We start from the raw sequence: 15250 nt of genomic DNA on the forward strand, positions 1-15250 counted from the left end.
TCTTTAGAATCTCCCTAAATTTATGCTCTGAAATTCTTGAACGAATTATATATTTGTTTTCCATTGTCCCTCCTAGTATTACAACAAAATAATTTTTGTTTAACTAGGATTGAACCAAAATAATATATCTCAAAAACAAAAAATTCTCAGATCTGTAAAATATAAATTTTTATGATAATTTAATGAAAAGTTATCAAGTCAAATTCATAACATTCTGGAAAATAAAAAATTATATGCAATTTTTCATTTAATGATAAAAGCAAATTTTTCATTTTAAAAAACAAAAATAGGTTTTTTTTTGTTTTTTCAGGTTTTTTCAGGTTTTTTCAGGAAAAATAATGTATATTATATTATGAGACAATATAATCGTATATTGCTTGACTATAAAAATGTGAGGATTTTGTGGTTGACTTTGTTGTTGACATTGATTTTGGATATTATAGTTCAGATGTAGTAATAAACAGAGGACGGTTCTCTCTGCCGACAATGTTTCGTTCGGCAACCGACAGAGAACAAGATTTTGTAATTTTTTGCGACAAAGCAAACGGCACACTCAGAATTACAACTGCAAAATTGTTTGATATTTACAGAAAAAACGAAATGAAAACATCGACGAGAAGTTCGTTTAACCCTCATAAATACGAACCAAAGGGCGATCCGCAATGGCGTGGTAATTTCTCGGCGGTTCAAATGGCTTTTTTGGGAAATCCGGAAAAAGTGATATTCACCGGAATGGATTGGTTTATTGAGGTAAAAAATCCGAATACCAGTTCCGACAACAAGGACGAAATCAAAGAAAATATAGAAAAAGCCGATGAAATGATGTATAAACATTTTCCAAAGAAATTATAAGGACGAAAAACAAAAAATGATAAATGCAAAGAAGATACATTTTTTAGGAATTGCGGGAAGCGGATGTTCCAATATGGCTATGTGGCTGAAAATGCGAGGATTTGATGTCTCTGGAAGTGATATTTCTCAATCTGATACGATACAAAACTTGCAAAAAATGGGAATTCCGGTTCAAATCGGACACGATCCGCAAGAAAATATGATTGGAAACAGTGATTTAGTCGTCTTCAGTTCGGCAATAAAAGAAAACAATCAGGAATTAATTTTTGCAAAAAACACCCAAAAAACCGTAATCAAACGAGCGAAAATGTTGGCAATGATGACAGAAGAGGCAGAAAATTCCATCGCTGTTTCCGGATGTGCAGGGAAAACAAGCACAACCGGATTTTTATCTTCTGTCTTTTGCGCGGCAAAAAAAGATCCGTCAGTGATTTTAGGCGGAGTTTTCGCCGGAAAAGAAAATGGAATGCGTGTCGGAAACGATAAATATTTTCTGGTTGAGGCTGACGAATATGACAGAAGTTTTTTAGAAATGAAAAACATTAAACTTGCTATTTGTACCGGATTAGAGGCGGAACATCTTGACACTTACGGCTCTTTCAACGGGGTGAAAGACGGATTTGTGAAATTTTTCACGGACAGTATGCGTAAGGATGACGCGATAGCGCTTGTCTATACCGGCTCACAGGGAGTAAGGGATATTTATTCGAGAATAAAATGCAGAAAAATTTCTTATGGATTCGATTTTGACAATGACTATAGAGCGATTGACGACGAGTATAAAAACGGAGTTTTAAGTTTTTGTGTAATGAAAAACAGAAAAAATCTCGGAAAAATCTCGCTAAAACTAATAGGTAAACATAACGCTTTAAACGCTTTGGCGGCAATCGCAGCAGGAATGGAAACGGGAATTCCTTTTGAAGAAGCGGTAAAAGGCGTGGAAAATTTTGATGGAATAAAAAAAAGAATGGAAAAAATCACAGAAATCGGCGGCATTAAAATCTATTCCGATTACGCGCATCATCCAAGCAAAATTTCTGCGACGCTTTCTGCGTTTAGGCAAACAAATCCAAAACGTATTATAACGATTTTTCAACCGCATACATATACCAGAGTCCGTGATTTTGCTCAAGATTTTGCAAATTCGCTTGAAAAAGACAGTGACTTTATCTTTTTAACGAAAATTTACGGCGCACGGGAAAATGAAATAGACGGGATAAGCGAAAAAAGTATTGCTAAATATTTTGAAAAAGAAAATTATAAAATTGTTGCAAAACAGGATATTGCAAAAGAATACCGGAAAATCGCAAAAAGCGGCGACATTGTTATATTTATGAGCGCTGGCGATCTTGATTTGGAAATTGAAAATTTTATTAAGGAATTCGATAATGGCTAAAAAGATAATCGGACCTAAAACCCAAAAAATGATAATAGAACAAAAGAGGGAAAAAAGTAAAATTATAAATAAATTTCTTTTCTATATTTGCATCGTAATGGGTATTAGCGCCGTTTTTTTGCAAATTTATCCCAAAATCTGCAAAAAAACAAAATCTTTTGTGACTATATATAATTATACCGTTAAAGGAATGGAAAATATGGACTCCGTTGAAATTATAAATTGTATAGAACTTGACGAAAATTCAAATTTCTTCAATATTCATACAGATTCAATCACACGTAAAATAGAAAGAATTAAATGCGTTGAAAAGGCAAAAGTCAGTGTGAATCCATTTTCAAATTCATTAGACATAAAAATAATACAAAGAGTGCCCAGTTTCATTGTCAATATAGAAAATGAATTGTATTGGGCTGACAAGAACGGATTTTTATGGAAAAATCCTAAACTTCACAAAACCGACGGTTATTGTTTGATAGTAGGATTAGAATCTCATAAAGACGAAATAGGAAATAAAATTACAAAAAATGATATGGAAAGATTACAGAAAACATATTCCCGTATTAAAGGAAAAGCAAATTCAAATAATATAAAAGCTATTTCATTCAAAGAAAACGACATTATAGAATTTGCGGCAAGCAATATTTCCGTACCTATCGTCCGCCTTAACGCGACATTACGCTACGGAATGGACGAAATAATAAAATTTGAGGATATTCTGAGAAAAAACGGAAGACCTCCCGTCAAATATTTTGATATTTATGAGAATGCTATATTCGCGAAATAAATAGGAGGAATTATGGATAGATATATAGTCGCTATAGACATAGGTTCGGAAACCGTTAAAACCGCTATCGCAAACAAAGATGACGACGGTATTCTACATATATTAGGATATGCTGTCGCACCAACCGAAGGATTTGAATACGGAAACGTCAAAAATATGGACAAACTAAAAAACAGTATAATGACGTCCGTAGACGAAGCGCAGCAAAAATGGGGAGAATTCATAGATACTTCCGTTATGCCTATTTATTATTCGATTTCAGGAAACAAAATTACCGATAGAAATATAGAAAGCGATAGTTGGCCCATTAAAAATGTAGATTCCAATACAGGTAGAGGAAGCGTTTCTTCCGAAGATATAGAATGGCATAAGAGACATCTTGAAACAAGTATAATACCGCGAGGACAAAAGATGATATCTATGATTCTGCAGTGTTTTGCAGTAGATGAAAACGTATCTATAGAAAATCCCATCGGTTTAAGCGGACAATCAATGAAGGCGGCGGGTCATATTATAATAGATTCCGAAAGTCACATAAACGATTTGGAAAACGCTATAAAAAAATCATTTTTTGAAGATTTTGAAAGCGTTACGGATGCTGACATAAAACTGATTCCGGTTGCGTCCGGTTACGCGTCTTGCCTTGCCGTTCTCACGGAAGAACAAAAAGAAACAGGAGTCGGTCTTTTGGATATTGGAGATTCTTGCAGCGATTTATCGGTTTTCGCAAACAAATATCCGATTAAAACATACACCAACTATATCGCCGGAACTACAGTAACAAAAGATATTATGAGTCTTTTGGGAATTTGCGAAAGTGAAGTAGAAAAAATAAAAAAAGAATGCGCTTGTGCAAACCCTTCTAAAACGGGAAGTAAAGAATATGTAGAAATTATTTCTCACGACGGAGAAAAGAAAGAACTTAAATTGGAAACTTTAGCGAGTTTGGTTAACGCTCCTATAAAAGAACTATTTGAAAACATCAGAAATACGCTGGACTGTAACATCGACAACACGACTTACAGAAAAATTATTTCAAATAACGGAATAATTCTTACCGGAGGGACGGCGAATCTACGTGAAATAGCGTCAGTTGCAATGGAAGTATTGGAAGTCCCGACCAAGATCGGAAAACCTAAAGCAAAGAAAATAAACGAATTCCCGGAAATAAACGAAGATACTTCTTTCTCGACTTTAATAGGTTTGTGCATATATGGAACTAACGATTTCACGATTGCCGGAACAATAAAAAAGAAAAAAAAATCGACAAAATTCAAGCAGAACGGCTCAAAAAACATTGCAGGTAATTTTTTTATAAATTTATGGGAAACGTTAAAAAAGATACAGATTTCATAACAATAAAAGGAGGATTTATGAAGATGGATTTTTCACGGATGGACATTGAGCCGACACTCAATGATGAAAAAACAAAAAACGCCGCTCCGATTGCAGCGAAAAACAATGCTTCTCAAGATGAGTGGGTTGACGAATTAGGCGATATGGATTTCGTCCCTCCTACCGTAAACACAATCGTATTTTCCGTTGGAAATGCAGGAGGTAACATTTTAAAGTATATGGGAACGAGCAATATCTGCAAAAACGTAAAATACGTCATCGCCGATACCGATTATGCCGCTCTTAAAACAAAAGAAATGCCTAACTGTAAAAGAATATTGCTTGGTGAAAAAACCTGCAAAGGTTTCGGAGCCGGAATGCATCCGGAAATAGCCAATCAAGCGGCGCTTGAAACCGAAGAAAAAATAAGGAGCGTATTCAAAGACGTAAAATTGGTATTGTTAATAGCCGGCGAAGGAGGCGGAACCGGTACCGGAGCATCCCCTGTTATCGCAAGAATTGCTAAGGAAGAAGGCGCAATAGTCATAGCGATGGTTACAAAGCCGTTTGGATTTGAAGGAAAAAAAGTTATGACCAGAGCGATTAACGGAATAAACGAATTGAAGAAAGAAGTCGATGCCATAGAAGTCATAGATAACAACAAAGTAAACGCCGTTGCGGAAGAAAATACTCCGGCAATATACAAATTCAGAAAAATCGACGAATTTCACGGAAATATGATCGCCGGATTCATTAATGTAATAAAGGATACTTCGACGATAAACCTTGATTTTAACGATGTAAAAATGATGCTTGACGAATGCAAAGGAAACATGTTTATAGGAGTTGGCGAATCTATGTACAAAATTCCTGAAAAAAATTCGGAATGGGATTACGGCGAAAAAGCTATGATGGAAGCGGTAGAAAGAGCAATATCGTGCCCGTTAATAGACGGGGTGAATTTGTCTAACGCCAAAGGGATAATGGCTTTGTATCGCGTAGGCGAAGATATTTCTTTAGAAGTTTTGGAAAAAGCTCAAAACAGAGTTAATACCGCTACGGACGAAGAAAACGCCAACATAATCTACGGAATAAATTTCGACAAGGAAATGAACGGGAAAATAGAAGTATTGCTTATAATAGCAGGATTAGAAGAGTATAATGCCGAAAGACACGGCGACGAAAAAATTGTAGAACACATTACGTGCAGCGGGTATGGAACCGCAATAGGAATGTTTCCTACCTTTGATAACGTCAAATCGACCGTAGATATTGAGAATGACGACAAAGGTTTTAATTCAGAACCGCAAACTCAAACAATTATCGCCGGACAACCACAACAAACAGAAGAAACAAAACTTCAAGGTCCCGGAGGAAGAACTACCACTATTCTAGGTTTAGGAAATACTAAAAACTGTACGAAAAATCATATTCCGTCCATACACGGATTTGATGAAATACCACAATTTCTGCGCAAACAATGCCAATAACATAATTTGAAATGCGGAAATTACTTTCCGCATTTCAAATTAAAAGAGGAAATAGTGAGAATTCTCGGAATAGACCCTGGATCAATAGCGACCGGATTTGGAGTGATAGACATAGTTTCATCAAAAATCCGTCCGGTCGAATACGGAGTTATTACTCTTAATAGGAAAGAAATTCTTCCTATTCGTTTGTGTGTAATTTTTGACGAAATAAAAAACGTTATAAGTAAAAATAAGCCGGATTTAATTTGTGTGGAAACGCCGTTTTTCGGGAAAAACGCAAATTCTGCATTTGTTTTGGGACAGGCAAGGGGAGTTATTATGCTGTCCGTCGGGCAAAGCGACATAAAATTTTGCGAATATTCTCCTACCGAGATAAAAAAAGCTGTAACGGGAAACGGGCTTGCAACAAAAGAACAAGTGGAATATATGGTAAAAACGATTACCGGAATTTGTGAAGAAAAGATAAAAAGCGACGCTTATGACGCTATTGCATGCGCCATTTGCGGATATAACAATTATTCGTTTACTTCTTACGGTTTTTAACAAAAACAAAAAAACATATGGAAAATATTTCTAAAACTCTTAATAATCTCCCGCAAAATTCAGGTGTTTATATTTTCAAAGATGTTACGGAATACGTTTTGTATATCGGCAAAGCGGTAAATATAAAAGACAGAGTTTCATCGTATTTTAACAGCGACAGAGACATTCGCTTTCAACTTCCTCGTCTGGTAGAAAAAATAGAAAAAATAGAATTTATAATATGCTCAAACGAGGTTGAAGCGCTGGTTTTGGAAGCAAATTTAGTTCGCCGCCATCAACCGCCATACAATATTCTACTAAAAGACGACAAACATTATCCATATGTTAAAATTACGAAATCCAGTGAAGAATTTCCAAGAATTTTAATAGTACGCAAAATAAGCGGTGACGACGATGTATATTTTGGCCCTTTCACCGACACGACAATGCTTAGATTCGTCGTATCGTCTTTAAAAAAAATTCTAAAAATCAGAAATTGCAACATGAATATAACAAGTGAAAAAACAAGCAGACCTTGCATTGATTTTTCTATGAACCTTTGCCGGGCGCCATGTAATCAAAGCATCTGTCGAGAAGATTATTTTATGTTAATCGAGCAGGCAATTAGGTTTTTTCGCGGACAACAAAAAGATATAATATATTATATAGAAAGCAAAATGGGTGAATTTTCACAGGTTATGGAGTACGAAAAAGCCGCATATATGCGCGATATACTTTTTGGAATAAAAAAATTGGCTCTCAAACAGAACATCGACTTGCGTAATCTTAGTTTGAATTGCGACGTTTTTGCGGTTTTTGAGCAAAGTAAATACATTTGCTTTACTATAATGAACGTGCGAAGAGGAAATTTAATAAATCAGAACAATAGGATAATCCCCATAAACGGCTGGAATTACGACGGGCGCGCAAAGTTAATTGCGGATTATTACGCTACAAGCGCAAACGATGTTCCTAAAAATATTGTTTTGTCTTCCGAATTTGCGCAAGACGCAGATTTAATCGGCGACTTTATTTCTCAAAAATACAAATCGCGCGTTTTTGTTTCAAAAGGCGGATATGCCGCAAAATTAGTAAAACTTGCAGAAAAAAATTGCAACGTTTACCTTGCCCAGCAGTATATCAATAACCCTGCAGAAATCCTTGAAGAACTTGCCAACGTCTGTAATCTTCCAAAAATTCCTCATACCATTGAGGCATTTGATATAAGCAATGTCGGCGATAAATTTTGTGTCGCCGGAATGGTTCATTTTTACGGATTAAACCCGGACAAATCGAATTACAGACGTTTCAAAATAAAATACGTAGAAGGTCAAAACGATTTTGCGATGATGAATGAGGCGATTAAACGCCGTTTAAACCAGCTTATAGACGATAAAAAAAGTTTCCCCGACTTGCTTCTTATCGACGGCGGTAAAGGGCAATTGTCTGCGGCGCAAAAGGCAATACAAGAGTTTGATAATCCTCCCATGCTGATTTCTCTTGCAAAAAAACAGGAAATTATAATCTCTCCATACCGCGACGACGAAATCCGCTTTGATGAAAGTCATCCTGTCCGGCGTCTTATGGAACGTATCCGTGACGAAGTACACAGATTTGCCGTAACGTATCATAGAAAAATTCGCGGACGACAGTTCAGTAGAACAATTTTACAAGATATTAAGGGAATTGGAGGTAAAAAGTCCGAAATTTTATTAAAAAAGTTTGGCAGTATCCAAGAAATTTCCAAAAAGACAATTGAAGAATTGAGCGGAGTTAAAGGAATTACCCAAAATGACGCTCAAAGAATTCTCAGTGAAATAAAAAGCATCATTTAATTTTAAGTTAATTGAGATCGCAATCTTTAAGTAAATTTCTTAATAAATTTGCGCGTTCTTCGTCATAATTAAAATCTGACGATTTTAATTGTTCGTCAAACAACAAAATTATATTTGTAAAAAATCCTTTTTCAAGTATTTTATTAAGAAATTCAAGACTAAAAGGAATAACCTTATATTCACTGCCTAAACGAAGCAAAGAAATGAAATTTAGAAACTGCGGAAACGGCATAATTTTTGCAAATTTCAACATCCCGAAACTTCTGTAAATTTTGTCTTCCATTACTTTTTTCGCATCTTTAAAAAGCCGCTTACGCGCTTTTAATTCGGCGGCTGTCAAAATGCCGCAAATTTCTTTCGTTTTTTCAATTATCTCTTTCTCGCCGCCTCCCAAATAATTTCCGGTGACTACCTTGAAAAACGCACCTAAATTATCGGTTAAATTTCCAAATATTTCATCTATTTTAGCGCCCATAACCGATATTCCGTTTAACGTTTCCATAATCTCTTCCGTCATAACGAGCCCAGGCAAATGAAAGACCGTTTCAAAAGAAAAACCGCAGCCGCATTCTTCCGGTTTTGAAAACAAAAACCCTAGTTGCGAATCGTAAGCATAAATCAATTCTTCCCCTAAAATATTATCTATTTTGTTAATTTTCTCAAACGCTTGCTCTTCTTTTCCAATGTTACAATACAAACTTATGGTCAAATGATTTTGAATATTTGCGAGAACGACAGGAAATTCTCTGTCGCCGCCGTTCATAAAAATTCCTTTTATTTTATCTGGAGCGGCGGCTATGTTTGCGGGAATGAAATCTTTCTCGAAAAGCATCGCATTAATAATAGCGTTACTGTCGCACAATTTTATTTCAACAAGTTTACCTGATGGAAAAATTTTTGTTTTTTTTATCGCATTTGAAACATCGCGGTAAATTTCAGATTCCTCAGGTATTGTGGTGTTTTCTAAAAAAGGATACTTTTTAATATTTCTTGAAAACGACATTTTTTGCGAAAGAACAATTGCCGGATTATTTGGAGTCGCTTTTTGGACGGAGAGCCATTTGGGTGAAATTCCCAATAAAAAATTCAATAAATCGACAAATGTCATTTCTTTCGTTTTATCTTTATCGCCAAGTCCAGCAAAAAATTCCGTTTCACTCAACCTTACCCCGCTTGCATTTCTTAGTACTGCCGGATTTAGTAGTTTGTAACTTTTTTATATTATCACAAATTTCAGCCGCGCGCCCATAATTTTGACTTTTAACCGCGGCGCTTAATTCGCTTTGCAGATAATCAACGTCTTTATTTACGTTTTTTGAACAGTAAACTTTCCCATGATACGCGTGTGCGTTATAGCACATGCGATACCTGTCCATAAGAAATGTTTCAAAAACGTTATAACATTTGGCGCAACCGGCTCTTCGCGTTTTATATATTAACTCGGAAGTCGTTCCGCACACCGGACAAACAACCAACGGCTCGCCTTTTCTATATTTTTCCGATAGATATATTCCGTTAACGGAATTTTTGTCGTTTTCCTGCCGCTTTTCTTCCGCATAAATTTCTTTGGCGGCAATACGAGCGATTCCTTCTATAACATCAAAGGAAGTAACGTTTTCGTCAGAATCGACGGAATATTCAAACGGGACGCCGTTTTCGTCCAATTCGCAATTATCATAAAAATCGTCATCAACGTCATCGCCTATATGTTCTCCAAGCCCGCGTATTATTTTACCGAAAGGAGAAGCCTTGTCCAAACATTCGGCGCAATAGTGATGTTCTTCTTTTTTTCCGTTCACTATTGAAACTATGTGGCTTGTAGCCGTTCTGATATGACATTTTTCACATTTCATAATCAATCAAACTTTCTTTCAATCGTCCCGTCGGACAACGACAGTCTGTAATCCAACGAATGTGCGACGACACTATCGTGCGTAGCGATAAATAAAATACTTTTTGTCAAAGCGTTAATGCGAAAAATAGTTTCAATAAACAATTTTGTGTTAATAGAATCTAAATTTCCCGTCGGCTCGTCAGCCAAAATTATGTTCGGCTCGTTTAACAGCGCCCTTGCCAGCGCTACACGCTGCCTTTCCCCGCCGGACAATTCAGAAGGCAAATGTTTCGCCCGTTCAATCAGCCCGACCTCTTCAAGCAACTGCGCCGCCTTTCGCTGCGCTTTTTTCTGCGGCATTTTTGCCGCAAGCCCTGGAATCATAACGTTCTCAAGCGCCGTAAAATCGGGCAGCAAATGATGAAATTGAAAAACGAATCCTATGTTTTTGCTGCGAAACTGTGACAATTCTCTTTCTTTCATTTCATTAATATTCCGCCCATCGACAGAAATTGAGCCGTGCGTCGGTTTGTCAAGTCCGCCGATAATCTGTAAAAGCGTAGTTTTCCCCGTTCCGCTCGCTCCGACAAGCGCTACTTTTGCGCCGACAGACAATTCAAACGAAATATTTTTGAGAACCGTGAGTTCCTCATAATCGTTTTTGAATGTTTTCGTAACGTTTTGGACTTTAATCATTTACTAAAATTTCCTTATTTCAATCAAATCATACGGTTTTCTATAAATAAAGAAGCCGTAATAAAAATACATAATAACATTGTATGCCCTACATAAAAAAAATATTTTTCAATTATAATGAAATTGTTTATTAAAAGTTCGGCGCGCAAAGATGAATTTTACAAAAAGTCAATAAATTTTAAGCGAACTCTATAAAAAAATATTATATTACTTTTGAAACGAAATATCGACTAAACGAAAATAAATTATGACGACAGTGTGTAAAACATCAAAAACAGAAACTATTCTCTCTTTACTTTTTAGTACGGCGCAGACGGTTTACGCACATATAACGGCGAAATTAAATTACGCGTTTGACACTGTCAATTCCTTGTTAAGATTTACCCCCCCCCCCCCCCCATCAAATTCCGCGCCAATCCTTTTGCAGAGCGGGTTTGCGGACACAAATCAGCATTGTTTTCTGACTTTTTTAATATAATAAATCAATTTTTCATTACCTTTTTTCGTAAAGTTTTCTTTACGATTATTTGCTCATTTTATATCTTCGCAAAACAAAATTGTTTCGTAAATATTACACAAACCACGTCCCACGTCATTGCGAGCGAAGCGAAGCAATCCAAATTATTAAATTGGGGGATTTATGCTGAATAAAAACAGATTTTTGAAAGTAATGGCGGCGATAGCGATTGCCGCTGGAATGGCGTTCGGACAAAGCGGAACAACAGGTCCGCTTAACTGGAGTATTTCGGATGGAACGTTGACGATTAGCGGATCGGGAACTATGCCGGATTATAGTTATGCTACTCCATGGTATTCCTATCGAAGCAGTATTACCAAAGCAATTATTGGAGGTTCTGTCACTTCCATCGGCAATTCCGCTTTTTCCGGTTACTACGACTTGACTGAGGTAACGATTCCCTCTTCGGTAACTTCTATCGGCAGTTACGCTTTTCACAATTGCTACGGCTTGACCGGAGCATTAACGATTCCCTCTTCTGTCACTTCCATCGGTGAACGCGCTTTTTACGGTTGCAGCGGATTGACTGAGGTAAATTTTAATGCTACTAACTGCACTACTATGGGAAGTTATTATAATTCTGTGTTTTCCGGTTGCAATAATTTAACCACAGTAAACATCGGAAATAATGTAACGAGGATTCCTGATTACGCTTTTGACGGTTGTAGCGGCTTGACATCGGTAACGATTCCCTCTTCTGTCACTTCCATCGGTGAACGCGCTTTTTCCGGTTGCTACGACTTGACTGAGGTAAATTTTAATGCTACTTGCACTACTATGGGAAGTTCATTATATCCAGTATTTTCCAATTGCATTATAACCACAGTAAACATCGGAAATAATGTAACGAGGATTCCTGATTACGCTTTTTCCGGTTGTCGCGGCTTGACTGAGGTAACTATTGGCAGTTCGGTTACTTCTATCGGCGATTACGCTTTTGACGGTTGTAGCGGCTTGACTGAGGTAATGATTCCCTCTTCTGTCACTTCCATCGGCAATTACGCTTTTTCCGGTTGTCGCGGCTTGACCGGAGCATTAACGATTCCCTCTTCTGTCACTTCCATCGGCAGTTACGCTTTTTACTATTGCAGCGGATTGACTGAGGTAACGATTCTCTCCTCTGTAACTTCTATCAGCAGTTACGCTTTTTACGGTTGCAGCGGATTGACTGAGGTAACTATTCCCTCTTCGGTTACTTCTATCGGCTATGCCGCTTTTTACGATTGCAGCGGCTTGACTGAGGTAACCATTCCATCCTCTGTAACTTCTATCAGCAGTTACGCTTTTTCCGGTTGTCGCGGCTTGACTGAGGTAACTATTCCCTCTTCGGTTACTTCTATCGGCTATGCCGCTTTTTCCGGTTGTCGCGGCTTGACTGAGGTAAATTTTAATGCCACTAACTGCACTACTATGGGAAATTCATTATATCCAGTATTTTACAATTGCAATAGTTTAACCACACTAAACATCGGAAATAATGTAACGAGGATTCCTGATTGCGCTTTTTACGGTTGCAGCGGCTTGACCGGAGCATTAACGATTCCCTCTTCTGTCACTTCTATCGGCAATTCCGCTTTTTTCGATTGCAGAAGATTAACGGCGATAAATGTTGAAGAAAGCAATAACAATTATACCTCTATTGACGGAGTGTTGTTTAATAAAGCAAAAACAACGCTAATTCAATATCCTGCCGGTAAAACTGGCACGACATATACCATTCCCTCTTCTGTCACTTCCATCGGTGAACACGCTTTTTACTATTGCAACGGATTGACATCCGTAACGATTCCCTCTTCTGTCACTTCCATCGGTGAACGCGCTTTTTACTATTGCAACGGATTGACTAAAATTATCAATCAGGCTGAAACACCGCAAAAGATAAATTTTAATGTATTTTATAATTTCACGCCAATTAAATTGTTTGTTTCATTTCAGGCTTTTGACAAATACAAAACCGACGTTATTTGGGGAAAGTTTTCTGTAGTACTTTTTATGTTGGACAAAACAAACATCAATCTTGCCAAAGACGAAACACAAACGCTTGAAGCAATGTTTGTCGAAGGGTATCCAGACGACAAAACCGTAATTTGGACAAGTGACAACACAGACGTCGTTACAGTAAATACTGATGGCACAATAACGGCAAAAAAAGTCGGCACGGCGACAGTTACAGCAACAGCGCAAGATACTGCTTTTGATATATGTATCGTAACTGTTGTAAAGGGCACACCACAGTATTCAACACCGACAAATTTAACTGCAACTTACGGGCAATCTTTGGCGGATGTAAAATTACCGACAGGTTTTTCTTGGGAAAAAGCGGGAACAGTAGGTAATGTGGGAATACAGACTCACAAAGCAAAGTTTACGCCTACCGACATTGCCAATTACAATGTTGTAGAAAATATTGAGGTAAGCGTAAACGTAGCAAAGGCGAAAATAACTAAACCTGCGGTAACAAATACCAATCTTGTTTATATCGGAAGCGAACAGACAGCAGGAATTGCTACAAATACGACATATACCGTTACGGGCGACAAAGGTACAACTGCAAACAATTACAATGCGACAATTGTCTTGACCGATAAAGCAAATTGCGAGTGGGCAGACGGTACAACGGATGATATTGTTTTAACTTGGACGATAACGAAGGCAATGCCAAGCGAAATAGTTTTCCCGACAACAAGCGATATTATCTACACTCCAAACAAACTCCTTTCACAAATCGCTTTTGTTGGCGGCTCAGGCGACGGAATATTTGCTTGGGAAAACGCAAGTATCGTTCCGACAGCAAATAACGACGGCTACAACGTAGTATTTACTCCGAGAGACGCGGATAACTACGATTATACAGGAATAAATTTAACAAAAACCGTAGATTTGTCGGTAGCGAAAGCGACAGGGACATTCGTTACTCCTGCGGCGGTAAACGTAACATATTCGTCCAACCTTAAACTTGAAGATTTAACTTTACCGGAAGGTTTCGCCTTTGTCACTTCGACAACTTTATTAAACGCGGGTAATAACCAACCGTTCGCGGCAAGCTTTACCGACCCAAGCGGCAACTACACAACGGTAAGCGGCAGTATTACGGTAAACGTCGCAAAAGCGATGCCAAGTGTCCCGAACGCGGTAAGCGTAACATACTCGCCTACGCTTAAACTTTCGGATTTGGATTTACCTGAAGGTTATGCGTGGGATACTCCGAATACTGCTTTGAGCGCAGGGAATAATCAACGCTTTGTCGCGACATTCTTTGACTGGAGTGGTAATTACACGACGGCAAGCGGTTATGTAACGGTGAATGTGGCAAAGGCTGAGGGAACATTTACAACTCCTGCGGCAGTAAACACGACATATTCACCGACGCTTAAACTTAGCGATGTATCTTTGCCCAACGGCTATGCTTTTGTGTTACCTACAACCGCTTTGAGTGCAGGGAACAGTCAGAGTTTTGCGGCAATTTATACAGACCCCAGCGGTAATTATGAATCGGCAACGGGGAATATTACGGTGAATGTGGCAAAGGCTATGCTCTCTCCCACAGCGCCGAACGGTTTAACCGCAACGGTCGGGCAGACATTGAAGGATGTTTCGCTTGAAGACGGCTGGTCATGGATGAATGAAACGCTTTCGGTCGGCGCACTTGGAGAACAAGTACATTTAGCGAAATTTACGCCGGAAGATACAGAGAACTACAATATCGTAGAAAATATTGACGTTAAAGTTGTGGTATCGGCGTCAACGCCAATTGAGATTAAGCCTAACGACACACGTAGCGGCGGCGGTATCAGACTGTCAAGCAATATTGTCTCCGATAAGGCGGTTATTACTATCGACTTACCGAACAACGAGAGAGCTTCTCAGATTAAGGTCGTCGTTTATGATAATACCGGAAACTCTGTGTTTGAAACAACAGAGAGAAACGCTAAGGTTGAGTGGCATTTGACGAATGCGGCAGGCAGGAATGTGGCGAACGGTACGTA

The 15250-nt window shown here is 38.0% G+C and carries 12 protein-coding genes; 9 read left to right on the forward strand and 3 right to left on the reverse strand.

Annotation, left to right across the window (positions count from 1 at the left end; genetic code table 11):
* The first annotated feature begins 402 nt into the window (after window positions 1–402).
* The 7 genes from LBH98_08415 to uvrC are packed head-to-tail and all read left to right on the forward strand — an operon-like array spanning window position 403 to window position 8217.
* Entirely contained in the window at window positions 403–852 is a 450-nt protein-coding gene (locus LBH98_08415; protein MDR0304770.1) for a hypothetical protein, read from the forward strand.
* A gap of 16 nt (window positions 853–868) precedes the next feature.
* Entirely contained in the window at window positions 869–2248 is a 1380-nt protein-coding gene (murC, locus tag LBH98_08420; protein MDR0304771.1) for a UDP-N-acetylmuramate--L-alanine ligase, read from the forward strand.
* Window positions 2241–3035, forward strand: coding sequence for an FtsQ-type POTRA domain-containing protein (locus tag LBH98_08425; protein MDR0304772.1), 795 nt, complete (start codon window positions 2241–2243; stop codon window positions 3033–3035). The genes murC and LBH98_08425 overlap by 8 nt, the downstream gene beginning before the upstream one ends.
* 12 nt (window positions 3036–3047) lie before the next feature.
* On the forward strand, window positions 3048–4391 hold the full coding sequence (gene ftsA, locus LBH98_08430; GenBank protein ID MDR0304773.1) for a cell division protein FtsA: 1344 nt from the start codon (window positions 3048–3050) through the stop codon (window positions 4389–4391).
* 17 nt (window positions 4392–4408) lie between these two features.
* Entirely contained in the window at window positions 4409–5860 is a 1452-nt protein-coding gene (locus LBH98_08435; protein MDR0304774.1) for a cell division FtsZ family protein, read from the forward strand.
* Between the two features lie 54 nt (window positions 5861–5914).
* The gene (gene ruvC, locus LBH98_08440) at window positions 5915–6403 is read left to right on the forward strand and encodes a crossover junction endodeoxyribonuclease RuvC (GenBank protein MDR0304775.1); all 489 of its coding nucleotides are present in this window, start codon (window positions 5915–5917) and stop codon (window positions 6401–6403) included.
* Between the two features lie 17 nt (window positions 6404–6420).
* Entirely contained in the window at window positions 6421–8217 is a 1797-nt protein-coding gene (uvrC, locus tag LBH98_08445) for an excinuclease ABC subunit UvrC (GenBank protein MDR0304776.1), read from the forward strand.
* A gap of 7 nt (window positions 8218–8224) precedes the next feature.
* Here the strand turns inward: uvrC and LBH98_08450 are convergent, their stop codons facing one another.
* The 3 genes from LBH98_08450 to LBH98_08460 are packed head-to-tail and all read right to left on the reverse strand — an operon-like array spanning window position 8225 to window position 10747.
* Complete coding sequence (locus LBH98_08450; GenBank protein ID MDR0304777.1) at window positions 8225–9379, reverse strand: hypothetical protein; 1155 nt, start codon at window positions 9377–9379, stop codon at window positions 8225–8227.
* The gene (locus tag LBH98_08455; protein ID MDR0304778.1) at window positions 9372–10070 is read right to left on the reverse strand and encodes a hypothetical protein; all 699 of its coding nucleotides are present in this window, start codon (window positions 10068–10070) and stop codon (window positions 9372–9374) included. Before LBH98_08455 ends, LBH98_08450 begins: the two co-directional genes overlap by 8 nt.
* A 2-nt stretch (window positions 10071–10072) precedes the next feature.
* Complete coding sequence (locus LBH98_08460) at window positions 10073–10747, reverse strand: ABC transporter ATP-binding protein (protein MDR0304779.1); 675 nt, start codon at window positions 10745–10747, stop codon at window positions 10073–10075.
* Between the two features lie 247 nt (window positions 10748–10994).
* Between LBH98_08460 and LBH98_08465 the strand changes: the two genes are divergently transcribed.
* The gene (locus tag LBH98_08465; protein ID MDR0304780.1) at window positions 10995–11225 is read left to right on the forward strand and encodes a hypothetical protein; all 231 of its coding nucleotides are present in this window, start codon (window positions 10995–10997) and stop codon (window positions 11223–11225) included.
* 162 nt (window positions 11226–11387) lie between these two features.
* On the forward strand, window positions 11388–15250 hold a 3863-nt coding region (locus LBH98_08470; GenBank protein ID MDR0304781.1), incomplete at its 3' end, for a leucine-rich repeat protein.

The organism is Chitinispirillales bacterium, from assembly GCA_031254455.1.
Classification (GTDB): Bacteria; Fibrobacterota; Chitinivibrionia; order Chitinivibrionales; family Chitinivibrionaceae; genus WRFX01.

Excerpts from the sequence above, each read along its gene's own strand:
- murC (MDR0304771.1), top strand. The coding sequence starts at position 869 with ATGATAAATGCAAAGAAGATACATTTTTTAGGAATTGCGGGAAGCGGA.
- LBH98_08425 (MDR0304772.1), top strand. The coding sequence starts at position 2,241 with ATGGCTAAAAAGATAATCGGACCTAAAACCCAAAAAATGATAATAGAA.
- ftsA (MDR0304773.1), top strand. The coding sequence starts at position 3,048 with ATGGATAGATATATAGTCGCTATAGACATAGGTTCGGAAACCGTTAAA.
- LBH98_08435 (MDR0304774.1), top strand. The coding sequence starts at position 4,409 with ATGAAGATGGATTTTTCACGGATGGACATTGAGCCGACACTCAATGAT.
- uvrC (MDR0304776.1), top strand. The coding sequence starts at position 6,421 with ATGGAAAATATTTCTAAAACTCTTAATAATCTCCCGCAAAATTCAGGT.
- LBH98_08455 (MDR0304778.1), bottom strand. The coding sequence starts at position 10,070 with ATGAAATGTGAAAAATGTCATATCAGAACGGCTACAAGCCACATAGTT.
- LBH98_08460 (MDR0304779.1), bottom strand. The coding sequence starts at position 10,747 with ATGATTAAAGTCCAAAACGTTACGAAAACATTCAAAAACGATTATGAG.
- LBH98_08465 (MDR0304780.1), top strand. The coding sequence starts at position 10,995 with ATGACGACAGTGTGTAAAACATCAAAAACAGAAACTATTCTCTCTTTA.